Below are 26,262 nucleotides of genomic sequence, written 5' to 3'. Positions count from 1 at the left end.
AGATGAAAAAAATATTTTTAATTGTTTGCCTTGGTCTTTTATCTTTTTTAGGATTCTCCCAAAATTTTCCTGCTAAGCCTAATAAGTTAGTAAACGATTATACTAATACACTAAATAGCTCGCAAATAGCTGATTTAGAAAGCAAATTAGTTGCTTTCGATGATTCTACATCTATTCAGGTTTCGGTAGTTCTTATACAATCCTTAGAAGGTTATGATATACAAGATTATGGTTACCAATTAGGTAGAGCCTGGGGAATTGGAGGAAAGGAAAAAAACACAGGAGTTTTAGTTTTAGCTTCCATTGGCGATAGAAAAATAACTATCCAAACCGGATACGGAATGGAAGGAGCATTACCAGATGCAATCGCTAAACGAATAATTGAAAATGAAATAAAACCCGAGTTTAAATCTGGAAATTATTTTGGCGGTTTAGATGCAGGTATAAACGCAATAATTAGTTACACTAAAGGAGAATATAAAAACACCGAGCCTAAAAAATCAGGAAAAGGCAGTGGTTTTCCCGTAGGTTTAATTGTTTTAATCATAATTGCAGTGATTGCTTTAATTAGTAAGGGAAGCGGTGGTGGAGGCGGTGGAAGAAATGTAATTGGAGGAAGAGGTGGTGCAAATATTTTTTGGTGGTCTCTATTAGCAGGAATGGCAAATAGTGGTGGCGGAAGAAGTGGCGGTGGTGGATTTGGTGGAGGCTCTTCTGGAGGCGGTGGGTTTGGTGGCTTTGGAGGCGGAAGCTTCGGTGGCGGTGGCGCTAGTGGAAGTTGGTAAGATGTGATATTAAGAATCATGACATAAAAAAACCGCTTTGAATTTTCAAAGCGGTTTTTTAGTTTTAAAATCTTAAGATTTTGGAGCTTCTTCTTCTGTTTCTGCTGCAGGAGCTTCTTCCGCTTTTTCTACTACTGGAGTTTCTTCCGTTACTGAAGTCTCTTCAACTACTGGAGTTGCCTCAGCCTCAGCTACCGGAGCAGTTTCTTCTGAAGGTACCTCAGTCTCATCAGCTACTTCCACTTCTTCTTCTTTTGAAGTTTCTTCAGCAACAGGAGCATTTTTAGCTGCTATTGCTGCTGCTTGTGCTTCTTTCTTTTTAGTTTCCGCTGCTAAAGCAAGTTTCTTAGTTTCCGCTTTTGTAGAAGATAAACCTTCTTTTTTAGCAGTAGTTTCTTTATCTTTTCCTTCTAACCAAGCATTAAATTTCTCATTTGCTTGTTCTTCTGTTAAAGCACCTTTTGTAATACCACCATTTAGGTGATTTTTGTAAAGTACGCCTTTAGAAGATAGAATTCCTCTTGTGGTATCGGTTGGAGTTGCTCCAGTGCCTACCCAAGCTACCGCTTTATCAAAATTTAATTCGATAGTTGCAGGATTGGTGTTTGGATTGTAAGAACCTAATCTTTCGATGAATTTACCATCTCTTGGAGCTCTTGCATCCGCTACTACGATGTAGTAAAAAGGTTTTCCTTTTTTACCGTGTCTTTGTAATCTAATTTTAGTTGCCATTTTTTAATACATTAAATTTTTGCAATACCCCTTTTACTCGAAAAGGGACGCAAATGTAGCTTTTTAAAAGGTAATTTGCTAGACTTCAACAAATTATTTTTTTACTATTGTTTAATAAAAAATCTATTTACATTTATTGCATGAATTTTAAACCTGTTCTATTCGCCATTATCATTTGTTTAGCGGCCTTATTTACTAAAGCGCAAGAAAACAAGATATTATTATCTTTTGCAAACGGTAAAACTGACATCATAAAAAAAGGAGACCAGGTTCGTCTGTCATACCCGGTTAGTAAATTACAATTGAAAAATATTAAAACTAACCAAAACATTATAGGCTTCAGGGGAAAAGTAGATTCTGTAAGTATAAGCCAAATTTACTTGAGAGTAGATAAAAGAACCGCCAAACAAGTCGTATTTAATTTTGATGATCTGATGGCAATTAAAAAGGTAAATAAGTCTTCAGAGCTCTTTACTTTTCTGGGAACTTTTGCTGTAATTGGATCTGGTGCTGCACTAGCGGTAAACGCAGCAGACATAAGCCCAGCTTTGACGGCATTTGCTGCTGCATTTTCTGTATTTCCTGCGGCGATAATAACAGCTAACATTTTTTATCCAACAAAGCCTAATCATAAAATCGGAGAAGGATACACCGCAAAAATTATTACGATTAATTAAAGCAGATAAGCGAAGAGTAAACGGATATTCTCAGACTATCTAAATGTCTAGAAAACAAAAAACCTCGTCTTTAGAACGAGGTTTTTTATATAAAATAGTTTAATTCTCTATGCCAATAATCTAATAGGTTGTTCTAACAACGCTTTTAAAGTTTGTAAGAATTGAGCTCCTGTTGCACCATCAATAACTCTATGGTCACAGCCTAAACTTAACTTCATGATATTACCCGGCACAACCGCTCCATTTTTAACAACCGGAACTTGTTGTATAGCGCCTACAGATAAAATTGCCCCATCAGGAGTATTGATGATTGAAGTAAATTCATCTATACCAAACATTCCTAAATTAGAAACTGTAAATGTTGAACCTTCCCAATCTTTTGGCTGTAATTTTTTAGCCTTAGCTTTTTGTGCAAAATCTTTCACCTCCATTGAAATGTGAGATAAGCTCTTACCATCAGCAAAACGAATAACAGGTACCAGTAAGCCATCTTCAATTGCCATCGCAACGCCAATATTGGTGTGTTCGTTAAAACGAATCTTATCCCCTCTAAAAGAGGAATTTACAGCGGGATGTTGTTTTAACGCAATCGCTACAGCTTTAATCACAATATCATTGAACGAAATTTTGACAGGAGCAACTGTATTAATTTGAGTACGAGCTGCCATTGCACCATCCATATCAACAGTGATATTTAAGTAAAAATGCGGAGCAGTAAATAAACTTTCTGTTAAGCTACGGCTAATTGCTTTACGCATTTGAGAAACAGGTTTTTCCGTAAATTTCTCTTCTCCAATATATTGAGGAATTACTGGTGCGGGAGCGGCGGCTTTTTCAGCTGGTGCGCTTTCAGCAGATTTTGGTGCCTCTGCAGGTTTTTCTGCAGGCTTATACTCTTCAATATCTTTCTTTACAATTCTTCCGCCTTCTGCGCTACCTTTAACATCATTTAAATTAATGCCCTTATCTTCTGCTAATTTTTTAGCCAAAGGCGATGCTTTTACCCTGCTATCCTCATTTGAAGAAGATTCTTTATTGGCGGCAACCGATTCTTCTTTTTGTTCTTCTTTCCTTGGAGCAGCTACAGCATCTGGTGTTGCGGCAGCGGCAGGAGTTTCTTCTTTTTTCTCTTCTTTCTTTTCAGCTGATGGTGCATCATTTAATAAAGGAGAAATATCTGTTCCTTCTTTACCAACGATAGCGATAATTCCATTTACAGGAACCGCTTCACCTTCTTTTACTGATAAATAAAGCAATGTTCCTTCTTCATAACCAACCACTTCCATAGTTGCTTTATCAGTTTCTACATCAGCTAAGCTATCATCAGATTTAATTTTATCACCAACTTTAAAGTTCCATTTATTAATAACACCCTCTGTCATTGTATCACTTAAAGCAGGCATTCTAATTACTGAAGCCGGGATACTTGAGGTGTCAACCTTTTCCTTTGGTATTTCTTCCTGTTTAGGTTCTTCTTTTTCTTCAGTGGTTTCTACAGGTTCTTCCGTTTTATTTTCTTCAGTCTTTTGCTCTTCTTCAGCTTTCGGCTCTTCTTCAGTCTTTTCTCCCTCTAAAGCAGCTTTATAATCCTCACCTTCTTGTCCCATAACGGCAATGATTCCATTAACGGGAACTGCTTTACCTTCTTCTACACCAACATAAAGTAAAACACCCTCTTGAAAAGATTCAAAATCCATCGTTGCTTTGTCGGTTTCAATTTCGGCAATTACGTCCCCCGCTTTAATTTTATCACCAACTTTTTTGTGCCACTTTGCTAAAACACCTTCAGTCATGGTGTCACTCATTTTGGGCATTTTTACTGCTTCAGCCATTTTTTATATTGAATATAATATGTGTTTGAAATTAATCTTTTACAAAAGGATAATCCTTTTGGGCATATACATCTTTGTAAAGTTCTTCTGGTTCTGGGAATGGAGATTCTTCTGCAAATTTAACAGATTCTTCTACCTGAGATTTTATTTTTGAAGCGATTTCTTCAAACCAAGCCTCGTCTGCCCATTTTTCCTCTACAATTTTATTTTTAACAATTTCTATAGGATCTTTAGACTTATATTCTTCAACTTCTTCTTTTGTACGATATTTTTGTGGATCAGACATAGAGTGACCTTTATATCTGTAAGTTCTTATTTCAAGGAACGTTGGTCCCTCTCCTTTTCGAGCCCTTTGTACTGCTTCATCCATTGCATTGTGTACTGCAACAGGATCCATTCCATCAACAGGCATACAAGGCATTTCATAGCCTAATCCTAATTTATAGATATCAGTTGTGTTAGATGTACGAGCAACAGAAGTTCCCATAGCGTAGCCATTGTTTTCACAAACAAAAATTACCGGAATTTTCCAAAGCATTGCCATGTTAAAGGTTTCATTTAATGCTCCTTGACGAACAGCACCATCCCCCATGTAACAAACATTAACATTGTCTGTACCTAAATATTGTTCAGCGAAAGCAATACCAGCGCCTAAAGGAATTTGTGCACCAACAATACCATGACCACCAAAAAATTTATTTTCTTTATCAAAAAAGTGCATAGAACCACCTTTTCCTTTTGAACAACCAGTTGACTTTCCATAAAGTTCTGCCATAGCCGCATTTGGAGACATTCCTTTTGCTATTGGATGTGCGTGATCACGATATGCAGTTATTAAACTATCATCTGCTTTTGTTGCCGACATGGTGCCAGCAATTACCGCCTCTTGACCTATATATAAATGACAAAATCCTCTGATTTTTTGTTGTCCGTATAATTGTCCTGCCTTTTCTTCAAATCTTCTAAGTAGCAGCATCATCTCATACCAATATAGGTATGTCTCTTTTGTTATCGCAATTGAACTCATTTGTAAATTCTAATTATGGGAAAGCAAATCTATCAATATCTAATCAAATATAAAACCTACAAATTCTTTATTTGTTTAATAAGGATATTAATTGCCATTAAAATATCCGAAACTTTTAAATTAGTACTTGCGTAAGACAAACTTTAATCTTAATTTCGCACAGTGGCAAAATATTATTTTGTTTAGTCCGTTCTAAGATTCTGTATTTTTAGAACATAAAAAACACTTTTAATGAAGAAAATCTTAATTTTTACTCTTTTAGTTTGCTTTATCTCAACTACAAAAGCACAAAATTCAAAATCTACTCCTTCATCAAATGCACCAAAAGCAGAAGTTTCCGATCCTGATAATTTAGCAAGTCAATTTTTTTCCCAAGTAATGGGTGTTGCAATTTCTGCTACAAGTAATACAAAAATGTATCAGTTTATATACGATTGGTTGGGCACTCCATACCATTTGGGAGGCGATACTAAAAAAGGAATTGATTGTTCAGGTTTTGCTTTTCAATTATATGATAAAACTTTTAACACTATTATAGGTAGTAACTCCAGAAATATTTTTAGCATGGTTAATCCTATTAATAAGTCGGATTTAAAAGAAGGGGATTTAGTTTTCTTTAAAATACATAGCAAATCTATTAGCCACGTAGGGGTTTATATTGGTGATAATAAGTTTGCCCATGCCTCCTCTAGTAAAGGTGTAATGATTTCTAACTTGGAAGAAGCCTACTGGCAACGATATTTTTATAAAGGAGGCAGGATTTTAGAATCTCTCAAAGGCCAGCTTAATAATAATTAAAAATCTATCCCGCTAAAGCGGGATTTTTTTTGAGCCGTAATTCTTAGGATTCGTCTTTGGTCGTTCTTACCAAACTAATTCCGGTAAAGAAAAATATCACCCCTAATATTCCAGCAACAATTAGTGCTTTTGTATCTCCAGAGTTGTTTAAAAATCCAACCGCTGTGTAAATAAGGCCAACAATCCCAAGAATTGTTAATACGGCTCCAAATGTTCTTTTTAAATTCATCGTCAAGTTATTTTTAGATGCCAAACAAAGATGTTGCCAGTAAAAATTATAGTGTTAAAATAATTTTACCAAACTGGTTAAAAGCATCCATCCTTTGTATGGCTTTATCAATATCATTTAGAGAAAAGGTTTGATCTATAATTGGTACAATTTTATTTGAATTAATAAAAGTCAGCATCTCCTCAAAATCTTTGCTCGTCCCCATTGTGGTTCCAATAATTTGAATTTGTTTCCAAAAAATTGCTCTTGCATTTAAAGGAGGCAAATCTCCGGCAGTTGCTCCAAAAAACACGATTCTTCCTCCTGCGTTTATATAACTAAAGTGTTTTGCAAAGCCATCGCCAATTGCGCTGTCAATAATTACATCAATGCCACCAGATAATTCTTTCAAATCAGAATCCCAATCCTGTTTCGTGTAGTTTACCCCGCCTTTTGCACCTAATTTTATGGCTTTCTGTATTTTTTCATCTGAACTTGATGTTACATAAACATCCGCTCCTAAATTGATAGCCCAAAGCAAAGCGAAAGTTGCTGAACCGCCACCAACACCTACAATTAAAACAGTATCTTTTTTGGTTGCTCTGGCTTTAGAGAATAAAGCCCGGTAAGATGTTAATCCAGCTAAAGGAAATGCAGCCGCTTCTGCAAAACTTAAATGATTGGGTTTAGGATAAACATTTTCAGCATTAACTTTTACATATTCTGCAAATGTTCCGTCCTCGGGTAAACCAAGTATTTTAAAGTCTGTACTTTGAAAAGATTCATTATCGCCCCAATTTGTTCCTGGGTTAATAACAACCTCTTGTCCAACTAAATGCTGATTTTCTTTATCGAAAACTTTTTCCACAATTCCGCTACCATCAGAACCCAAAATAATTGGAAACTTTAAACCAGCATATTTTCCTTTTGTAATCCAGTTGTCTCTATGATTTAAAGCAGCAGCCTTTATTTTAACCAAAACTTCGCTTTGTATTAAAGTTGGTTTAGGGACTTCTTTTATAACAAATTTTTGATTTATTCCTTCAAGTACAGCCGCTTTCATCATTATAATATTAACTCATAATTTTATATAGGATAAAACCAATGATAAATATTACAAAAATCACTATGAATATACCCACATAAACACCCCCTTTAAAAACGCCTTCTAAAAGAGAACAACTGCTTAATAGCATGGTAACTAAAGTAAATAAACTTAAAACTGTATATTTTTTCATAACTTATAAAATAAAAAAGCGGAAAAATTTATTTCTTTCCGCTTAAAAATGATTTAAAATTATGCCAAAAACTATTTTGCTGCTGCAAAACGTTTTGAAACCTCATCCCAATTTACAGTATTAAAGAATGCTGCAATATAATCAGGACGTTTATTTTGATATTTTAAATAATATGCATGTTCCCAAACATCCATTCCTAAAATTGGAGTTCCTTTTACTTCTGCAATATCCATTAATGGGTTATCTTGATTAGGAGTTGATGTTACAGCTAATTTTCCATCGGCACCTACAATTAACCAAGCCCAACCAGAACCAAAACGAGTTGCTCCTGCTTTAGAGAAATCTTCTTTAAATTTATCAAAAGAACCAAAAGCCTCATCAATTGCTGTTGCTAATTCTCCAGAAGGATTTCCACCACCATTTGGACCCATTACTGTCCAAAATAATGAATGGTTATAATGTCCACCGCCGTTATTTCTAACTGCAACTGGATGTTTTGAAATGTTCTTACAGATATCTTCAATAGATCCAACATCACCTTTGCCTTCTAATGCAGCATTAAGATTATTTACATAAGCAGCGTGATGCTTATCATGGTGGATTTCCATTGTTTGCTGATCAATGTTTGGTTCTAATGCGCCTGATGCGTATGGTAACGCAGGTAATTCAAAAGCCATAATATATTTTGTTTTAAGTTAAATAATAATTCTTTTAAAGATAAGCAGCTGAACGTGGTTTTTGTTCAGATTAATGTTAAGATTTGTTTCTTTTATCTAAAAAAAACTGTTTAACAATGCTACTACATTCAACCTCAAGAATGTTGCCAATCAATTCTGTTTTAGGATGTAAGATATTTTTTGAATGCTTTTGGAAACCTCGTTGTGGATCCGATGCACCAAATACAATTCGGCTAATTTGTGTCCAAAAGGCAGCACCAGCACACATTACACAGGGTTCTAAAGTTACATATAAGGTGCAATCTGTTAGATATTTGGCTCCTATGTAATTTGCCGCAGCTGTAAATGCTTGCATTTCTGCATGTGCGGTAACATCATTTAATCTTTGAGTGAGGTTATGCCCTTTTCCAATTATTTTTCCTTTTGATACGATAACTGCACCAACTGGTATTTCATCTGCTTCTAAAGCCAATTGTGCTTCTTTTAAAGCTTCGTTCATAAAAAATTCATCAGGATTGATGAACGGTTGATCTGTAAAACTATAATATTTCATTGTTGATGTAAAGGTAAATAATTTGTTTTAATCTTAATTTTTGGAGTTTTAGGATTGGCAAGATTTCTAAATAATTGTCTGAATCTTGATTTATAAGATTTTAGGATAAAAGGGATTTTAAAAGTTGTTTTCCGATGTTTGGTTTAACATTAAGGAATTAAGAAATATTAAGTCGTTTACTCAATTTTGATTTTGAAAGCCTAAGTTTAATAAACGGGGTGGGAGCATTTGTTTGAGCTCTTTTTAATGATTTTTCTTCATTAAAAAAGCGAGTGTGGACGACCCGACTATCGGAAATTAAATAGAAGGACTTTGCTTTTCCAAAAAATTAAAATCACAATAATATCTTAAAACCAGAGTTTATAAAAATTTAGTCATTAAAGTTAAAGATATGAGAAGGTTAATATTGATAATCGCAGTTATTGCAACGAGTTCTGTTGGAGCTTTTGCGCAATTTAATTTAGGTTTAAAAGCCGGATTAAATTATAACACTATAAAGGCACAAAATAATGAGTTTGAAGAATCCGGAGTTTTGGGTTACCAGGTTGGTGTGTGGGCCAGAGTTGGAAATAAGTTTTATTTACAGCCTGAAGCTTACATTGGTTCAAAAGGTTCTGATTTAACAATAAAAATAAACTCGGGAACCGGAACAGCAACCACAGAAGAAAAGCAAAAGTTTACCACTTTGGATATACCGTTATTGCTAGGAACTAAATTTGGGTTAGAGAAACTAAATTTTAGAATTATGGCAGGACCATCGTTCCAATTTAATTTAGATGATAATAGCAATGCATTTACACAAGCAATAAACCCTGATTTTTATAAGTATAGAGACTTTATAACCAATGGACAAGTTGGTGCAGGCGTAGATGTTGGTAATTTTTCTGTTGATTTAAGGTATGAAACAAGTTTACAAGACATTAATAAAAATGATGGTCAGCGACAAAGCCTGATGCATTTAAGCGTGGGGTTCAAACTATTTTAAATAAATAAAGCCCAAGGTGTTCAAATCTTGGGCTTTGTTGTTACTCAGGAAAACGGTAATTATTGTTATTTGCACTCCACCAACAGCGAAGCATTTCTTTCTACTCCCCAATTTGGCATCATTGGGTTTGATGTTTTGAAAGCATCAAATTTTGCGGCCGCCTCCGTAAATTTTGGTTTTGCCACATTTTTTCCGCCTCCAAAAGCTTCTGGAGTGTAAAACGCATTTTGTGCAAGAATAAAATATGGGCGTGGATTTGCAGGATTCAAGGCTTTTGCGGTTTCTAAATCTGTAATTGCTGCACCCATTCCGCTTTGCATCCTTGCCATTGGGTTTACATAAATTTTCATAAACTTAATGTAGCCTTTCATTGAAAAAATTTCACTTTCTTTCGGATTAATTGCTTCTGCTTTATCAATTAATTCTTGTGCTTTATCCATTGCCGCATCTTTTTCATCGGTATTGGTTAAAGTTGTATTATTAATCAGTTGCGTGTAAGCAGCGTAATAAAACGGTAACCATTCTGTTTTTACTTGTGTCCCAATTCTTTCAAATTGATTTGATGCTGCTACATAATCTGCTCCGGTTTTAGCTTCCGAAAACATTTTTAAACCAGATTGCATTGCACCAATATATTTAGCGTCCTGTGCTTTTAAAGTAGTTCCTGTTAAAAGGATAAATACAATTGCGATGATGTTTTTGATGTTCTTTTTCATGATTTTATTTTTTAAATTGTTAGTTGAGTTGTTTATTATTTTGTTTGGTGGTTTGATTGTTAGTTTGTTAGGCTTTGTGTTTGTTATGATTTTATATGTTTGTTTTTGACTATTCTCAATTCTTATAAGTATTATCTCCGATAGTGATGAACATGCCTAAAAAGATATTTCTTAATGCTGGCGGCTGTACACTTTCTCTAAACTGCCCATCATTAGAATAATGATAGCCGTAAACATTTTTAAAGCCGGGCAAGTTGCTTACGGAAGCGTAAATCACAGTGTATTTTCCAAAAACGCTGGTTAAATAACTTACGTTGATGCTCAAGTTTTGATAAGGCTTTGTTTTATCGCTCATAAACGCAGTTGCATTTGGATTGTAAAACGGACGACCAGAAGCAATGCTATAAGTTGCGCCAACATAAGATTTCAACTTGCTGAAGAATTGTTTGTAAACAATGTTTAAACTGTGTTTTGCACCAAATTCTGGAGTAACTGCGCTTGGATAATTACTGAAATCTCTTTTGGTGTCCAGGTAAGAATATGAAATCCAATAGTCTACCCCATTAAAAGTTTTTTTATCTCTCCAAAACAAATCGATTCCTTTTGCATAGCCGTAACCTTTGTTATTTAAGTTAGGAGCTGATTTTACCAAATCATTATATTTTTTGTAGTAAGCCTCAATTCTGAAAGTTTGTCCGTCTTTCATTTTTTGGAAATTGGCCATATAATGTGTTGCTTTTTGAAAATCTAGTTGATTGGTTTGAACTAGATATTGATCATCGGGATTTTGAAAAAACTCGCCATAAGCAAAAGAAACCTGACTGCCTTTTCCTGTTTTGTAAGCTAAAGAAACACGTGGTGCAACATTGTTTTGATTCAAAAAAGAAGAATGTTCTGCTCTTAAACCTACCCTCGCCACTAAATCGTTAGAAAGAAAAATATCACTTTCTACATAAGCGGAGGTCAATCTATCATTATAAGCTCGGCTTAAACCATTCCAAGATTCATCTCTGTGGCTGCTTAAAAAATCGCTTCCAAATTTGATGGTTGATAATTGCCCGATGTATTTTGTAACCGTAGCTTTTGCTTGAATTAAACGATCTGTTCTTCCATAATTATTGATAGCTTGTTCGCCGTTATCGCTGTTATTGCTTGCAGAAAAACCAGTGTTAATTTTCCAATCGTTACCAATATAATCTTGATAGCTGAGGTTGGTGTAAAGGTTTTTATTACCGTTACTGAAAAAACTTTTAGATTGAGTATTCAAATCAGCAGTGTTTAAGCTCACATCAGATTTTGAATATTCTGTATATGATTTTAACATCCCTGTTTTAGCAACTTTTAATTTATAGGTTATGGTTCCGCCAGCAGATGTTGGTTCGTGATTCCAATCTGTAGCTTGTTTAAAAACAGAGTAAGCAGGTTTTAAATTGATATAGCTTCCTCCAAAACTTAAAGCCGAGTTTTTAAATCTAATAGTTTGGTCTAAACCTCCACCAACCGTCATCAAAGAAATATCTGTGGTTGTTTTTTCTGGTAAATCTTTGCTTTCTAAAATAAGTGCTGAGGATAAAGCCTGACCATAAACAGCAGAATATCCCCCAGCAGAAAAGGTAGTTCCTTTAAACATAAAAGGACTAAAACGTCCACGAGAAGCAATATCTGGTAATTGAGTATTGAAAGGGTTTTTTACAAGAAGACCATCAAAATAGGTGTTGGTTTCTGTTGCTGCACCACCACGTACAAATAAACCACTTTCGCCAGATGCCGGCTGAGTGCCTGGTAAAGTTTGTAAAGCGGCATAAACATCAGCAACTGCGCCCGCAGTTGTTGCAACATCTAAAGAACTCAAAACCACTCCTTTTTTAGAGTCGCTGGCTTCAAAAGAACCCGCGGTTATGGTTACGGCATTTAATGCGTTAAGTTTTTCTTTTAATACTAAATTTAAGTTTAGGGCGGCTCCTGTTAAAACTATTTTAACACTATCTATCCCAAATCCAATTGCAGAAAACAAAACTAAAATTTCTCCGCTTTCGCTCGATTTAAAACTAAAATTCCCTAAGCTATCAGTGCTTGTTCCGTCGTAAGAATCTTTAATAGAAATACTTGCTCCAATAACCGGCTTTGCTTTAGCGTCTTTAACCGTCCCCATAATTAAAGTTTGGGCTTGGCTTTCGCCGATGCTTAAAAGAAAGATTAAAAAGATTAAAAACTGTTTCATATCGTATTGTTTAACGATATAAAAGTGTGGGTTTAAGGGGGATTAATTAAGGTTTTTAAGATGGGTGGAATGAATTGCATGATGAAAGGTTAAATTTTTAGGATAGAGTTTAAGTTTAATGCTTTGAGCATAAATTTTATGCAGGATAATATTTAATCATTATTGGATTTTTAAATTTTAAACTGCAAAATTGTCAGGTAAAAAGCGATTTAACGACTTTTTAAAAGAAATCAAGTTTAAGTTTAAAACCGTTTTATTTTTATAATCGATAGAATTACAGCAATTTATGATCATCTTTTAATCATTACTAAGTTATCTAAGTAAAATTTCTGTCGTAAATTTTTGAAAGGAATACTTTTTGATTATCATTATAAAAAATATATAAAAAATGGGATTAATCTTATTTGTAGCCATAGCATTAATTGGATTTTTAGTTCAATGGCGGTTTAAAAATAAATTCAAAAAATATTCTGAAATAGCTTTATCTTCTGGCTTAAGCGGAGCAGAAATCGCAAAAAAAATGTTATCAGATAATGGTATTTACGATGTTGAAATCATTTCTGTAGGCGGACAATTATCCGATCATTACAACCCTGATAACAGAACGGTAAATTTATCTCCTGATGTTTATCACGGAAGAAGTATTGCTGCTGCAGCCGTTTCTGCACATGAATGCGGACATGCTGTACAGCATGCAAAAGCATATTCATGGTTGCAATTTAGGTCTTCAATGGTTCCGGTTGTAAATGTTTCTAGTAAAATTATTCAATGGACATTAATGATAGGTTTCTTTTTGATGATTTTTAGTGGGAATCCAATTGTATTAGCCGTTGGTGTGGGTGCTTTAGCAATTGTTACCATTTTTAGTTTTATTACTTTACCTGTAGAATTTGATGCAAGCAGAAGGGCATTAGCTTGGTTGCAAACAGAAAAAGGAATTATGCAAACTAGTATAGAAAATGATCAAGCAAAAGATGCTTTATGGTGGGCAGCCATGACTTACGTAGTTGCTGCATTATCATCATTAGCAACATTGGTTTATTATGCTTCTATGTTATTGGGAAGAAGAAATTAAGATTAAAAAGCTTTTAAATAAAAATGCCCAACCTGAATTTCAGATTGGGCATTTTTTATTATTTGAGTTAAACTAAATTTTATACTGAAAAACTGGTACCACAACCGCAAGTACTTGCGGCATTTGGATTGTTAAAAACAAAACCACGGGCATTTAAACCATCTTGAAAATCAACCTGCATCCCAGCCAAATATAAACCATGCGCTTTATGCATAAAAACACGGATTCCGTCAATATCGTATTCGCTATCACCTTCTTTTTCTTGGTCAAATCCTAAAATATAATTCATTCCAGAACAACCACCCCCTTCAACACCTAAACGTAAACCAAAATCTGATCCCAACTCTTGTTGTGACATTAATTTTTTCACTTCTTTTTTTGCACCTTCGGTTAAGCTTACTGGTGCTGCTGTTTCTACTGCTGTGCTCATAAATCAATAAATTAATTATACAAATATACGGTAAAATGTAGATTTTTGTTTTTTACCAAAATTTATTACCCTTAACTTACATTAAAAATCAATGGATATTAGCGCTTTTTTTGTCGATGTTTTAAAATATACCCTTTCTGGATTATTCGTGTTTTTTGCTGCTTATTTTCTTCTTAAAAATCATTTTGATACTTATTACGATTTAAAGGAACTAGAGTATAAAAAAATGGTGGTAAAAGATATTTTGCCTTTAAAATTACAAGCTTATGAAAGGATGATTTTATTTGTAGAACGCATAAACCCGACAAATTTAATGGTTCGTTTACATCAATCCGGGATGACCGCCAAGGAAATGCAAGGTTTAGTTATAAATGAAGTTAAAGCAGAGTATCAACACAATATTTCACAACAATTATATATCAGCCAAAATGCATGGAATATTATTAAAAGAGTTAAGGATGATACGATTGGACTAATTAACCATTCGGCAAATATTTTACCTGCAGAAACTTCTGCTGTTGAACTGAGTAAGTTGGTTTTTATTAAAATGGAAGAACTAGAAGAAAACCCTTACGACTTGGCTTTGTTGGTAATGAAAAACGATATCCAAGAAATCTAAAATAAAAATTCATGTCTGTTAAAAAAATTGAAACCTCTTCTGGAATTGAAATAAAAGAAGTTTACAAAACTTGCAATCCAATGCAAGAATTACCCGCCGAATTTCCGTTTACCAGAGGCATTCAAAAAGACATGTACCGTGGCAGATTATGGACCATGCGCCAATATGCGGGTTTTTCTACCGCAACAGAATCTAATAAACGCTACCATTATTTATTAAAGCAAGGCACAATGGGGCTTTCCGTCGCATTTGATTTACCAACTCAAATTGGTTATGATAGCGACCATGAAATGTCGGATGGTGAAGTGGGTAAAGTTGGTGTTGCCATAGATTCTTTAAAGGATATGGAGCAACTTTTTGATGGAATAGAGTTAGAGAAAATTACTACTTCTATGACGATCAATGCAACCGCATCTACTTTGTTGGCTATGTACATTGCATTAGCGAAAAAGCAAGGTGCAGATTTATCAAAAATTTCTGGAACTATCCAGAATGATATTTTAAAAGAATACGCTGCTAGAGGAACTTACATTTATCCTCCAAAAGCTTCTATGCGTTTAATTACAGATATTTTTGAGTTTTGTGCTAAGGAAGTCCCAAAATGGAATACCATTTCTATTTCTGGCTATCATATTAGGGAAGCCGGTTCTACAGCCGTTCAAGAGCTGGCTTTTACTTTGGCCAACGGAAAAGCTTATTTAAAAGCAGCGCTAGAAAAAGGTTTAGACATTAATATTTTCGCAAAGCGATTATCTTTCTTTTTTAATTGCCACAATAATTTTTTTGAGGAGATAGCAAAATTTAGGGCAGCAAGGCGGATGTGGGCAAAAATCACAAAAGAATTGGGTGCAACGGATGAAAGGGCACAGCAATTAAGATTTCATACACAAACTGGCGGATCAACATTAACAGCACAGCAACCTATAAATAATATTGTAAGGGTTACCAACCAGGCAATGGCTGCGGTTTTAGGTGGAACGCAATCTTTACACACCAATGGTTACGACGAGGCGCTTTCATTACCAACCGAAGAAGCAGCGTCTATTGCATTACGCACTCAACAGTTAATTGCTTATGAAAGTGGGGTTACACAAACTGTTGATCCATTAGCAGGTTCTTTTTTTGTTGAATCTTTAACTGATGAGATGGAGATTGCTGCTAATATTTACATCGATAAAATTGATGCTTTAGGTGGTTCTGTAAATGCGATTGAGCAAGGATATATCCAAAATGAAATTGCCGCTGCCGCTTATGAATATCAAATGGCGATAGAATCTGGAGAGCAAATTATTGTTGGTGTAAATAAATATACATCGGCTGAAAAGGTAAATCCAGAAGTTTTTAGAATTGATGATAGCATTAGAATTGAACAAACCCAAAAAATAAATCAGCTTAAAGCTGAAAGAAACAACAAAGAAGTTTCGTTAAAGCTAGATGCATTAAAAAATGCAGCAAAAGGTACTGAAAACTTAATGCCTTTTATTTTATCCGCAGTAGAAGAATATGCAACTTTGGGTGAAATTGCAGATGTGTTGAGAGATGTTTTTGGGGAGTATTAAGCAATCAGACGGAGCGGAAACTAACAAACAAAGTTTACCGATAGAAAAACAGAGAAGATAAAAAATTTTAATAACAGTTATTATTTGCGTTAGGGATAGAAACGGCAGCTTTTTTTGCCTTGAGGGCTTAGCAGAGAGCAAAAAAACTACAGTGGATAGCCCGCCCGAACGCACAAAAAATCGAAAATAAAATAAATGCAAAAATTAAGATTTAAAATAGGAATAGTAACATTAGCTTTTTTAGGCGCATGCGGTCCAAAATTACAGTTAGCTAAAACCGAAAAACAACTTTATCCTATTAGTGCAGAAATGCCTGAAGACTCGGCAATATTGTCTTTTTATCAGCCTTATAAATTAAAGCTTGATTCAATAATGAATGATGTATTGGCGGTTTCATCAAAAGAAATAAAAAAAGGATCTCCCGAAGGCACATTAAATAATTTTTTTGCAGATGCCATGTATGATAGCGCAAAAGAGAAAGGAATTGAGTTTGATGTGGCCTATACAAATTCAGGAGGATTGAGGATTTCTTTGCCTGAAGGGAACATTTATCGATATAAAATTTTTGAATTGATGCCTTTTGAAAACGCTTTTACCAGAGTAAAGTTTAAGGGAGAAGATATGCAAAAATTCTTCGATTATATTGCCGAAAGTGGTGGAGACCCAATTTCCGGAGCTCGCTTTACCATAGCTAATAAAAAGGCGGTAGATATTACCATTAATGGAAAACCATTTGATGTGACTAAGGATTATGTGGTGCTTACTTCAGATTATATGGCAAATGGCGGCGACGGCGGAGTGATTTTTAGTAAAAATATTGAAAGAAAAGATTTAGATTATAAATTGAGAGATGCCATATTAGACTATTTGGCTAAAATGAATAAAGAAGGTAAAAAACTTAATCCTGTATTAGATGGAAGAATCAAAATTAAATAGACGCAGGTTTTTAAAAACATCTGTTGGCGGCGCAGCATTATTGGCATTAGGTTTAAAATCTAACAATTTATTTGCCGCAGAAGAAACCACCAAACTCACCATTTTACACACCAACGATGTGCATAGCAGAATTGACGCTTTCCCGATGGACGGAAGCCGAAATGCAGGCAAGGGCGGAGTTGCTGCAAGAGCGGCATTAATTAATAAAATAAGAAGCGAAGAAAAGAATGTTTTGCTTTTAGATGCGGGTGATATTTTTCAGGGAACGCCCTATTTTAATTATTGGGGAGGCGAGTTAGAAATTAAGATGATGAGCATGATGAATTATGATGCATCTATTATGGGAAATCATGATTTTGACAATGGTGTGGAGGGATTTGCGAAACAGCTAAAATTTGCAAATTTCCCAATTTTAAATGCCAACTATAATTTTACCGATACCGCAATGGAAGGCAAGACAAAAGGCTATCAAATTTTTAAAAAAGGAGGATTGAAAATTGGTGTTTATGGTTTAGGAATTGAGCTTACAGGATTGGTAAATCCGCAACAATATGGCAACACAAAATATTTAGAACCTATTGCAAAGGCTGTTGAAATGGAGCGCTTTTTAAAACTTGACCAAAAATGTGATTTGGTGATTTGCCTTTCTCATTTAGGATATAAATATAAAGAAAACAAGGTTTCAGACATTGTATTAGCCCAAAACACGTATTATACAGATTTGATTATTGGTGGTCATACCCATACTTTTTTAAATGTGCCAGATAGCATTAAGAATAAAAATGGAAATGAAACTTTGGTAAACCAAGTAGGTTTTGCAGGATTAAATTTAGGGCGAATAGATTATGATTTTAATCACTTAAAAAGTAAAAAAGTATCTTATACTTCTGCTATTGAGGTAATTGATAATAATTTTAAAATATAGTTTTTTTAATCAATTTTTTTTTCAATCTTCGATGCTCGGAAATAGACATCCCCGTCAGGTTTCCATCGCATTTTAAATCAACATATTAGAAAATTAACATGGAAAAAACTTGTACCAATGTATGGGAGAACTGTCTTCAAATTATTAAGGATAACATCCCGACCCAAAGTTTTAAAACTTGGTTCGAGCCGATTATTCCTTTAAGATTAGAAGAAAGCGTATTGACCATTCAGGTACCTAGCTTATTTTTTTACGAGTGGCTAGAAGAACATTATGTTGGGCTTTTAAGAAAAACCGTTAAGAAACACCTTGGGGATAAAGGAAGATTAGAATACAATATTGTTGTAGAAAAATCATCATCTCAAAAACCTTTCACCACTAATTTACCATCATCTGGCAACGGAGCAGAAGGGAAAAATCAATCTATCCCAATGCCAATTGCATTAAATAAAGACATAAAAAATCCTTTTGTAATACCAGGATTAAAGAAATTACAAGTAGATCCGCAATTAAATCCAAATTATACTTTCGAGAATTTTATTGAAGGAGATTGTAACCGTTTGGCAAGATCTGCTGGATATGCAGTAGGCGCAAAACCAGGTGGAACTTCTTTTAATCCTTTAATGATTTATGGCGGTGTTGGTTTGGGTAAAACACATTTGGCACAAGCGATAGGTAACGAGGTTAAGAAAACGATGCCGGATAAGTTGGTTATTTATGTTTCTTGCGAGAAATTTTGCCAGCAGTTTGTAGATTCATTGAAAAACAATACAATAAACGATTTTGTGAATTTTTACCAGGCAATGGATATCATCATTATGGATGATGTGCATAATTTTGCCGGTAAGGATAAAACACAGGATATTTTCTTCCACATATTTAACCATTTGCATCAAAGCGGCAAACAATTGATCTTAACATCTGATAAACCACCAAAAGATTTGGCTGGATTAGAAGAGCGTTTATTATCGAGGTTTAAATGGGGATTATCAGCAGATCTTTCTGTCCCAGATATGGAAACCCGAATGGCCATCTTAAAAAAGAAGATGTATCAAGACGGAATTGAGCTGCCAAATGATGTGATTGAATATGTTGCTAACAACATTGATAATAACGTTAGAGAATTAGAAGGTGCAATGGTTTCATTATTAGCACAATCCACTTTAAACAAGAAAGAGATTGATTTAGCGTTAGCTAAACAAATGTTAAAGAATTTTATCAAAAATACCAGCAAAGAAATTTCGATGGAATACATCCAAAAATTGGTGTGTGAGTATTTTGAAGTTCCTATTGAGATGGTAAAATCTAAGACAAGAAAAAGAGAGATTGTACAAGCTCGTCAAATTTCTATGTATCTTTCTAAAAGCCACACTAAAACATCTTTAAAAAGTATAGGCGCATTTTTTGGCGGAAGAGATCACTCTACTGTGATTTATGCTTGTCAAACTGTTGAGGATTTAATAGATACCGATAAAAAGTTTAAAGCTTACGTTCACGATATACAGAAGAAATTAAAAATGAGCTAATCAAAAAATCTCATTTAAGGAATTTATAATAAAAAAGAGGTTTGAAAAAACCTCTTTTTTTATGAATCGAACTTTCTAATGCTCAACAATTGTTTGGGGTTTCGCTTAGTTACAGAAGCTATAATTTTCTAATCGCAAAAATAAATCTCAATAAAATAACTGGATTTTAAACCACGATAAATCTAATCAAGGAGCGCAGGTTTTAGCATTTTCCAAACATTTTCAGCTAGAATTTTTTGACCTTCTTTGGTAGGATGAATGCCATCATCTTGATTTAATTTAGCTACTCCACCCACACCTTCTAATAAAAAAGGAACGTAAATCATATCATTTTCTTTAGCTAATAAACTAAAAGTTTCTTTAAAGTCTTGAGTGTATTTTTCACCCATATTTGGCGGCATTTGCATCCCTTCCATTACCATAATCACATCAGGATATTTTTCTTTTACCCTATTGATGATGGCTTGTAAATTTGCCCTTGTTTCTTTTACAGGGATGCCTCTTAATCCATCATTTGCGCCAAGTTCTAAAACAAAAACAGATATAGGCTGCTTTAAAAGCCAATCTATTCTGCTTTTTCCGCCAGCAGAAGTTTCCCCGCTTAAACCTCCATTTATAACTTTATAATTTAAATTTAAAGAATCTATTTTGTGTTGAATTAAGGCAGGATAAGCTTCGGATTGATTTAAACCTAAACCAGCCGTTAAACTGGTGCCAAAAAAAAGTATGTTTTTATTAGGTGTATTAGCAACTATTGTGGTTTCTGTTGTGGGGTTTTCAGTGTCTTTAGCTTTATTGGCATTATCCCCGCAAGAGGTTATAACAATGATTATTAATGAAAGGGCAAAAGTAATTCGTAACATAATGTAGTTGTGTAAATCAAAAAATGAACTTTAAATGTTAAACAAATAAAAGTAACAGATAATTAATCTTTAAGTTTAAGCTATTCTTTTTATTAAAATTTGCCAAAATGCAAGACACCATCATATTAGATGTAATAAACGTATACAAAACCTATAAAAGTGCGGGGAAATCTTTAAATGTGCTTCAAGATATAAATTTTTCTATTGATAAAGGTTCATCAATTGCAATTACTGGACCATCCGGAAGTGGAAAAACAACACTCCTGGGTTTATGTGCCGGTTTAGACAAATCTACATCGGGGAAAGTGATTTTAAACAATATTGATTTAACCAATTTATCTGAAGATGAGCTAGCAGCGGTAAGAAATCAAAATATTGGGTTTATTTTTCAAAACTTTCAGTTGATGCCAACTTTAACGGCTTTAGAAAACGTTATGGTTCCGTTAGAATTAAGAAGGGAAAAAAACATCAAAAGCGTTGCATTGGATTTATTAGATAAAGTGGGTTTGGCAGACCGTTCTCACCATTATCCTGTTCAACTTTCTGGCGGTGAGCAGCAAAGAGTTTCTTTAGCTAGAGCATTTTCTACTAAACCCGCCATATTATTTGCCGATGAACCTACAGGTAATTTAGATGGAGAAACAAGCGTTAAAATTGAGCAACTTCTTTTTGATTTAAATACGCAAGCAGGTACTACATTGGTAATTGTAACTCATGATCTAGAATTAGCATCAAAAACAAATAGGATTATTAAAATTAGAAACGGAAACATCATTAGCGATGAGCCAACTGAAAAAGCTTTAAAAACTATTGTTTAACCTCAAAAAATATTAAATGTTGAACAATCAATTTTTAGAGAAAAAAGGAATCAACTTTGGTTGGATTTTCAAAATGGCGTGGCGAGATAGTCGTAAGAATAAATCTCGATTGCTATTGTTTATTTCCTCTATCGTTTTAGGAATTGCTGCTTTAGTCGCCGTTTATTCTTTTAGGGATAACTTAGAAAAAGATATTGATAACCAAGCTAAAGAATTAGCTGGAGCGGATTTAATCTTAGACAGTAGAAAACCAGCTGAAAAGGATTTCGCGGTTTTATTGGATACATTAGGTGACCAGCAAAGTACCGAAAGAAGTTTTGCCTCTATGGTTTACTTTATTAAAAACCAAAACAGCAGACTTGTTCAAATTAAGGCTTTACAAGGCGCCTTTCCTTTCTACGGAGAAATTGAAACCAATCCAATAGCAGCAGGAAGAAACTTTCAAAAAGGTAAAAAGGCAATAGTTGATAAAACATTGATGCTGCAATACGGTGCAAATGTTGGAGATTCTATCAAAGTTGGAGCGCTTAATTTTGAAATTGCCGGAGCATTGGAGAAAGCACCGGGTCAAACGGGAATCACTTCTTCCATAGCTCCCGTGGTATATATCCCAATGCAATATTTAGAAAAAACCGGTCTCACTCAGATTGGGAGTAGGATACAATACAAATATTACTTCAAATTTAATCAAGCGAAAGCTGCAGAGAAAGCTGTCAAAAACATTGAAGCAAAGGCAGAAAAAGCAGGATTTGATATAGAAACAATATTATCAACCAAAGAAAATACCGGGCGTTCTTTTAAAGATTTAAGTCGGTTTTTGGCTTTAGCAGGATTTATTGCGCTTTTATTAGGTTGCATTGGCGTAGGTAGCGCAATCCATGTTTATATTAAGGAAAAGCTGGGAACTATAGCAACATTACGCTGCCTTGGCGTAAAAGCAAAGGAAGCATTTCTTATTTTCTTGATACAAATTTTCTTTTTAGGATTATTAGGTGCTGTGTTGGGAACAGTTTTAGGAACAGCCATACAATTTATACTCCCTAGCGTTTTAAAAGACTTTTTGCCCGTTCAAATCACTATGCAAATATCTTGGACGGCAATTGCGCAAGGAATTAGCCTGGGTGTTATCATCTCTATTTTATTTGCTTTGCCATCTTTACTAAGCGTTCGCAGAATATCTCCATTAAATGCTTTAAGGTCTTCTTTTGAAACGGAGAGAAGCAATATAGATTTTCTAAAATGGCTAGTTTATTTATTGATTTTATTATTTGTATTTGGTTTTACCTATTTGCAAATGAGCACATTAGTGCAAGCAATTTCTTTTACGGCAAGTATATTAGTTGCGTTCATATTGCTCTTTTCAATTTCAAAACTATTGATGTGGTTGGTAAAAAAATCAATTCCAGAATCTTTAGGATATCTATGGAGACAAGGTTTTGCTAATTTATATAGGCCGAATAATCAAACTTTAATGCTAACTGTCTCCATCGGTTTATCAACTGCATTTATTTGTACGCTATTTTTTGTGCAAGGTATTTTAATTAAAAGTGTTACACTGGCCGCAGGAGAAAATCAACCAAATATGATTTTATTCGATATCCAGAATGACCAAAAAGATAGTGTGGCACAACTTACCAAAAAGTACAATTTGCCAGTAATGAACCAGGTGCCAATCATCACCGTAAGGATTGAAGAAATAAATGGTAAAAGCGCTAATGATTTGGCTAAAGCCGATAGTTTATCGTCACAAAAAAATAAAGAGGAAAAAAACGAAGAGCCTTCAAAAAGGGCTTTTAGAGGAGAATTAAGGGTTACATTTCAAGATACTTTAACTCAGGCAGAAAAAATTACAGCAGGTAAATGGGTTGGGAATGTTAAAAACCCCAACGACTTGATATATGTTTCTATAGAACAAGGTTATGCAAAAAGAATAAAAGTTGTTGTGGGCGATAAAATTCTTTTTAACGTTCAAGGTGTAATGATACCCACAATAGTAGGTAGTTTAAGAGAGGTTAATTGGAATAGGATGCAAACCAATTTTAGAATAGTTTTCCCAACCGGGGTTTTAGAGAATGCGCCACAATTTCATGTATTGATGACTCATGTTCCTAACAAAAATGCGTCTGCAACGTATCAAACAGCTGTTGTTAAAAAGTTTCCTAATATATCAATGATAGATTTAGCGCTAATTTTAGAAGTTTTAGATGAGCTTCTTTCAAAAATCGGTTTCGTAATAAAGTTTATGGCAACTTTTAGTATGGCAACCGGATGGATTGTTTTATTGTCTTCGGTTTTAATCAGTAAAAACCAAAGGCTGCAAGAAAGTATTCTTTTGAGAACGTTAGGCGCAAGTAAAAAGCAAATATTAACAATTACTGCAATAGAATATTTGTTTTTAGGATTAATTGCAACAGGAACTGGACTGGTTTTGGCTTTGTTTGGAAGTTGGGCTTTAGCGGCATTTAGCTTTGAAAGCTCCTTTGCCCCAACTCTTTTGCCAATCTTAACCCTCTTTATTTCTATAACCACATTAGTAGTAATTACTGGAGTTTTAAGTAGTAGAAAAATATTGAACAACCCGCCTTTAGAGGTTTTGAGAAACCAATAATCATCATTAACAAATTATGCTTATTGGTTTAATTTAGATTTAGAATTACCTAAAAAGGTCTTGTATTAATAATTATTTTTAAACGTTTATTAAAATTATGAGAAAGTTTTTCTGCATCGTTTTGCTTATATCAATCACTTATTGTGTAAAAGCCCAAAATTTAACAGTAGGTACTTATAATCTCAGATTAGAAACATCTTCGGATGTAGGTAACTTATGGAAAGATCGCCGAATGGCTGTTTCTTCTTTAATTCGTTTTCACGATTTTGATATTTTGGGAATCCAAGAGGCCTTTAAGAACCAAATCCAAGATGTTTTAACTGCTTTGCCAAACTATGCAGTTTATGGGAAAGGGCGAGATGATGGACAAGATGCTGGAGAACATTCGGCTATTTTTTACAAAAAAGACAAGTTTGAACTTTTGGACAAGGGAGATTTTTGGCTATCAGAAACACCTGAAACTCCGAGTTTAGGATGGGACGCCACTTGCTGCAAAAGAATATGCTCTTGGGTGTACATAAAAGATAAGATAACAAAAAAGAAATTTTATGTTTTTAACGCTCATTATGACCATCAGGGAGTGATAGCCCGAAAAGAAAGCAGTAAACTTATAATTTCTAAAATAGAACTAATTGCAGGCAAAAATCCCGCTGTTTTTATGGGCGATTTAAATGGAAATCATGATAGTGAGCCTTATGAAATTATAGAAAAAAGCGATTTATTAATAGATAGCTATACGCAAGTAAAATATCCATATGCCAATAACAACTCTTTTCAAAACTTCGGAAAATCAGTTACAGGAACAGCCATTATTGATCATGTTTTTGTAAGCAAACACTTTACAACAAGTAATTGGGGCGTTTTAACAGATACTTATCAAGGGAAATATCCATCAGATCATTGCCCTGTTTTAGTTAAGATTGCGCTAAAATAATCGTTTTCTTAATAATTGGTTGTGGTACTTTTACATAATATCCTGTGCCGTCATAAGGTCTTTTTCTTGGATGATTTTGACAGACATCAGAACAAGAGCCATCCAACGTGACTCCGCATTCATTACATTGCGTAAAATGTTTATTGCACTCTGGGTTGGCGCAGTTAATCATCTTGGTAGTAGTTTTACCGCAGTTACCGCAACTTGAAACAACCGTTGGATTTATTTTATTGACATCAACAGCAAGTCTATTATCAAAAACATAACATTTACCGTCAAAATCTTTTCCATCTGTTTCCTTACCGTATTTAATAATCCCTCCATGCAACTGATAAACATCTTTAAAACCCTCTTTTAAAAGTAAAGCTGATGCTTTTTCACATTTAATTCCACCAGTGCAATAGGTTAATATTTTTTTGTCTTTATATTGTGCCAGCTCATTAATCATGGCGGGAAAATCCCTAAAATTCTCAATGTCTAAAGTTATCGCGTTTTTAAACTTTCCCATACTATGCTCATAATTAGAGCGCACATCTAAAATCACCACATCATCTCGATCTTTCATTTCGGCAAATGCTTTAGGCTCAAGATGTTTACCGGTTTCTTGCGTAGGATTTATATACGAAGGATCTTTTAAGCCTGAATAAACTATTTCTGTTTTATAACGGCAATGTATTTTAATGAAAGAAGGTTTATCAACCTCATCAATTTTAAATTCGGTTGCATTAAACCTACCATCGGCATAAATGTAATCCATATAAGCTTTACAAGCATCGGCTTTGCCAGAAACTGTACCATTTATACCTTCATCGGCTATAATAATACGACCGGTTAAACCTAAAGATTTACAAAAATTGAGATGATTTTTTGTGTATTGCTCCGCATCCTGGATGTGGCTATAGCAATAATAAAGAAGTGTTTGATATGCTTTCATATTTCATTGATACTGCTGTAAACAGTGTTAAATGAGCTGTAAAGATATTAAAATTTTAAAGTTTTGAAAAGCTTGGTTTGGTGTTTCATAAGTTCCGATAATCTGGCTTTCCCTACAAGTCCTCGCTACGCTGTGGGCTTTTCGTCCAATCCAGTTTATTTAATTTGGGTTATTGCTGTTTTATGCGGTTTCGGTCTGTGAGGACACAGACGAGGGTTTGATTTAGGATTTTGGAAATAACTCGTTGAATTTGAAGATAAATTTATTCGGATATTCATGAGACAACAGATTTTCAAACTCCTTAGCCGCTCTTCTAGTTTCAAAAGCTATGGATCTTAATGAACGATTTGAAGAATCTATATCTTTAAACGGATTGTTTAGAATAGGAATAATAAAGTCTTGATCAACTTTGTAAAACAGCGAAAGGTGAGAAACATCAGCCTCCAATCCAACTTTTAATCCATAAGTAGTATAGGATAAATACCGATTTTTGAACTCTAATCTTAATTTTTCTACGCTCCAGCCAAAATGTGTTTGAGACATCGTATATTTTCCAAATGATTTTAATGTGTTCATATTTTTCATT

Annotated in this window: 27 protein-coding genes; 13 read left to right on the top strand and 14 right to left on the bottom strand. The window is 34.3% G+C overall.

From position 1 onward, the window contains the following. Positions 1 to 2: 2 nt before the first annotated feature. Positions 3 to 785, top strand: a complete 783-nt coding sequence (locus A5893_RS11345; protein WP_068822684.1) for a TPM domain-containing protein — start codon at positions 3 to 5, stop codon at positions 783 to 785. A gap of 72 nt (positions 786 to 857) precedes the next feature. On the opposite strand, the gene A5893_RS11340 is transcribed toward A5893_RS11345, so the two are convergent. Next, positions 858 to 1,517: a 30S ribosomal protein S16 gene (locus tag A5893_RS11340; RefSeq protein ID WP_068822683.1), complete on the bottom strand. Its 660-nt coding sequence runs from the start codon at positions 1,515 to 1,517 to the stop codon at positions 858 to 860. A 140-nt stretch (positions 1,518 to 1,657) separates the two neighbouring features. Here A5893_RS11340 and A5893_RS11335 point away from each other — a divergent pair, with 140 nt between their 5' ends. Then, positions 1,658 to 2,194: a hypothetical protein gene (locus A5893_RS11335; protein WP_068822682.1), complete on the top strand. Its 537-nt coding sequence runs from the start codon at positions 1,658 to 1,660 to the stop codon at positions 2,192 to 2,194. Between the two features lie 107 nt (positions 2,195 to 2,301). Here the strand turns inward: A5893_RS11335 and A5893_RS11330 are convergent, their stop codons facing one another. Further along, complete coding sequence (locus A5893_RS11330) at positions 2,302 to 4,026, bottom strand: dihydrolipoamide acetyltransferase family protein (protein ID WP_068822681.1); 1,725 nt, start codon at positions 4,024 to 4,026, stop codon at positions 2,302 to 2,304. 31 nt (positions 4,027 to 4,057) lie between these two features. After that, positions 4,058 to 5,053, bottom strand: coding sequence for a pyruvate dehydrogenase (acetyl-transferring) E1 component subunit alpha (gene pdhA / locus A5893_RS11325; protein ID WP_068822680.1), 996 nt, complete (start codon positions 5,051 to 5,053; stop codon positions 4,058 to 4,060). Between the two features lie 231 nt (positions 5,054 to 5,284). On the opposite strand from pdhA, the gene A5893_RS11320 reads away from it, so the two are divergent. After that, entirely contained in the window at positions 5,285 to 5,851 is a 567-nt protein-coding gene (locus tag A5893_RS11320) for a C40 family peptidase (protein WP_068822679.1), read from the top strand. A gap of 43 nt (positions 5,852 to 5,894) precedes the next feature. Here the strand turns inward: A5893_RS11320 and A5893_RS11315 are convergent, their stop codons facing one another. From A5893_RS11315 to A5893_RS11295, 5 genes are all read right to left on the bottom strand, one after another. Further along, entirely contained in the window at positions 5,895 to 6,104 is a 210-nt protein-coding gene (locus A5893_RS11315) for a hypothetical protein (RefSeq protein ID WP_232456848.1), read from the bottom strand. A 22-nt stretch (positions 6,105 to 6,126) separates the two neighbouring features. Continuing rightward, positions 6,127 to 7,125: a zinc-binding dehydrogenase gene (locus A5893_RS11310; RefSeq protein WP_232456847.1), complete on the bottom strand. Its 999-nt coding sequence runs from the start codon at positions 7,123 to 7,125 to the stop codon at positions 6,127 to 6,129. Between the two features lie 7 nt (positions 7,126 to 7,132). Next, positions 7,133 to 7,297 carry a phosphatidate cytidylyltransferase gene (locus tag A5893_RS11305; RefSeq protein ID WP_068822677.1) on the bottom strand — a complete coding sequence of 55 codons (165 nt, stop codon included), beginning with the start codon at positions 7,295 to 7,297 and terminating at the stop codon, positions 7,133 to 7,135. Between the two features lie 71 nt (positions 7,298 to 7,368). After that, complete coding sequence (locus tag A5893_RS11300) at positions 7,369 to 7,974, bottom strand: superoxide dismutase (RefSeq protein WP_068822676.1); 606 nt, start codon at positions 7,972 to 7,974, stop codon at positions 7,369 to 7,371. A 76-nt stretch (positions 7,975 to 8,050) separates the two neighbouring features. Continuing rightward, entirely contained in the window at positions 8,051 to 8,527 is a 477-nt protein-coding gene (locus tag A5893_RS11295) for a nucleoside deaminase (RefSeq protein WP_068822675.1), read from the bottom strand. A gap of 391 nt (positions 8,528 to 8,918) precedes the next feature. Between A5893_RS11295 and A5893_RS11290 the strand changes: the two genes are divergently transcribed. Continuing rightward, positions 8,919 to 9,512, top strand: a complete 594-nt coding sequence (locus tag A5893_RS11290; protein WP_068822674.1) for a porin family protein — start codon at positions 8,919 to 8,921, stop codon at positions 9,510 to 9,512. A 65-nt stretch (positions 9,513 to 9,577) separates the two neighbouring features. Here the strand turns inward: A5893_RS11290 and A5893_RS11285 are convergent, their stop codons facing one another. Together A5893_RS11285 and A5893_RS11280 are read right to left on the bottom strand one after the other, a co-directional pair. After that, positions 9,578 to 10,228, bottom strand: a complete 651-nt coding sequence (locus A5893_RS11285) for a tetratricopeptide repeat protein (RefSeq protein ID WP_068822673.1) — start codon at positions 10,226 to 10,228, stop codon at positions 9,578 to 9,580. A 115-nt stretch (positions 10,229 to 10,343) separates the two neighbouring features. After that, positions 10,344 to 12,449, bottom strand: coding sequence for a TonB-dependent receptor (locus A5893_RS11280; RefSeq protein ID WP_068822672.1), 2,106 nt, complete (start codon positions 12,447 to 12,449; stop codon positions 10,344 to 10,346). A gap of 388 nt (positions 12,450 to 12,837) precedes the next feature. Here A5893_RS11280 and A5893_RS11275 point away from each other — a divergent pair, with 388 nt between their 5' ends. Continuing rightward, the gene (locus A5893_RS11275; protein WP_068822671.1) at positions 12,838 to 13,524 is read left to right on the top strand and encodes a zinc metallopeptidase; all 687 of its coding nucleotides are present in this window, start codon (positions 12,838 to 12,840) and stop codon (positions 13,522 to 13,524) included. Between the two features lie 79 nt (positions 13,525 to 13,603). On the opposite strand, the gene A5893_RS11270 is transcribed toward A5893_RS11275, so the two are convergent. Then, positions 13,604 to 13,954 (bottom strand): HesB/IscA family protein, encoded by a 351-nt coding sequence (locus A5893_RS11270; protein ID WP_068822670.1) that lies wholly within the window; start codon positions 13,952 to 13,954, stop codon positions 13,604 to 13,606. 91 nt (positions 13,955 to 14,045) lie between these two features. On the opposite strand from A5893_RS11270, the gene A5893_RS11265 reads away from it, so the two are divergent. The 5 genes from A5893_RS11265 (at position 14,046) to dnaA (ending at position 19,519) form a co-directional block, all read left to right on the top strand. Then, complete coding sequence (locus A5893_RS11265) at positions 14,046 to 14,573, top strand: DUF7935 family protein (RefSeq protein WP_068822669.1); 528 nt, start codon at positions 14,046 to 14,048, stop codon at positions 14,571 to 14,573. Positions 14,574 to 14,584: 11 nt separating this feature from the next. Beyond that, the gene (locus A5893_RS11260) at positions 14,585 to 16,132 is read left to right on the top strand and encodes an acyl-CoA mutase large subunit family protein (RefSeq protein WP_068822668.1); all 1,548 of its coding nucleotides are present in this window, start codon (positions 14,585 to 14,587) and stop codon (positions 16,130 to 16,132) included. 195 nt (positions 16,133 to 16,327) lie between these two features. Next, positions 16,328 to 17,068, top strand: coding sequence for a 5'-nucleotidase C-terminal domain-containing protein (locus A5893_RS11255; RefSeq protein ID WP_082911420.1), 741 nt, complete (start codon positions 16,328 to 16,330; stop codon positions 17,066 to 17,068). Next, positions 17,046 to 17,993, top strand: a complete 948-nt coding sequence (locus A5893_RS11250; RefSeq protein WP_068822667.1) for a bifunctional metallophosphatase/5'-nucleotidase — start codon at positions 17,046 to 17,048, stop codon at positions 17,991 to 17,993. The genes A5893_RS11255 and A5893_RS11250 overlap by 23 nt, the downstream gene beginning before the upstream one ends. Before the next feature lie 98 nt (positions 17,994 to 18,091). Continuing rightward, positions 18,092 to 19,519, top strand: a complete 1,428-nt coding sequence (gene dnaA, locus A5893_RS11245; RefSeq protein ID WP_068822666.1) for a chromosomal replication initiator protein DnaA — start codon at positions 18,092 to 18,094, stop codon at positions 19,517 to 19,519. A 182-nt stretch (positions 19,520 to 19,701) separates the two neighbouring features. Here the strand turns inward: dnaA and A5893_RS11240 are convergent, their stop codons facing one another. Then, the gene (locus tag A5893_RS11240; RefSeq protein WP_068822665.1) at positions 19,702 to 20,382 is read right to left on the bottom strand and encodes an arylesterase; all 681 of its coding nucleotides are present in this window, start codon (positions 20,380 to 20,382) and stop codon (positions 19,702 to 19,704) included. Positions 20,383 to 20,489: 107 nt separating this feature from the next. On the opposite strand from A5893_RS11240, the gene A5893_RS11235 reads away from it, so the two are divergent. From A5893_RS11235 to A5893_RS11225, 3 genes are all read left to right on the top strand, one after another. Then, a complete protein-coding gene (locus A5893_RS11235) occupies positions 20,490 to 21,200 on the top strand; it encodes an ABC transporter ATP-binding protein (RefSeq protein WP_068822664.1) in 711 nt (236 codons plus the stop codon). Positions 21,201 to 21,216: 16 nt separating this feature from the next. Beyond that, the gene (locus A5893_RS11230) at positions 21,217 to 23,808 is read left to right on the top strand and encodes an ABC transporter permease (protein WP_068822663.1); all 2,592 of its coding nucleotides are present in this window, start codon (positions 21,217 to 21,219) and stop codon (positions 23,806 to 23,808) included. Between the two features lie 97 nt (positions 23,809 to 23,905). Beyond that, a complete protein-coding gene (locus A5893_RS11225; protein WP_068822662.1) occupies positions 23,906 to 24,742 on the top strand; it encodes an endonuclease/exonuclease/phosphatase family protein in 837 nt (278 codons plus the stop codon). On the opposite strand, the gene trhO is transcribed toward A5893_RS11225, so the two are convergent. Together trhO and A5893_RS11215 are read right to left on the bottom strand one after the other, a co-directional pair. Further along, positions 24,723 to 25,676 (bottom strand): oxygen-dependent tRNA uridine(34) hydroxylase TrhO, encoded by a 954-nt coding sequence (gene trhO, locus A5893_RS11220; protein WP_068822661.1) that lies wholly within the window; start codon positions 25,674 to 25,676, stop codon positions 24,723 to 24,725. The genes A5893_RS11225 and trhO overlap by 20 nt on opposite strands. Before the next feature lie 222 nt (positions 25,677 to 25,898). Then, on the bottom strand, positions 25,899 to 26,252 hold the full coding sequence (locus tag A5893_RS11215) for a hypothetical protein (protein WP_157687546.1): 354 nt from the start codon (positions 26,250 to 26,252) through the stop codon (positions 25,899 to 25,901). Between the last annotated feature and the right edge of the window lie 10 nt (positions 26,253 to 26,262).

This window comes from Pedobacter psychrophilus, from assembly GCF_001652725.1.
In the GTDB taxonomy this organism is placed as follows: Bacteria; Bacteroidota; Bacteroidia; order Sphingobacteriales; family Sphingobacteriaceae; genus Pseudopedobacter; species Pseudopedobacter psychrophilus.
This window is presented reverse-complemented; position numbering and strand designations above follow the sequence as displayed.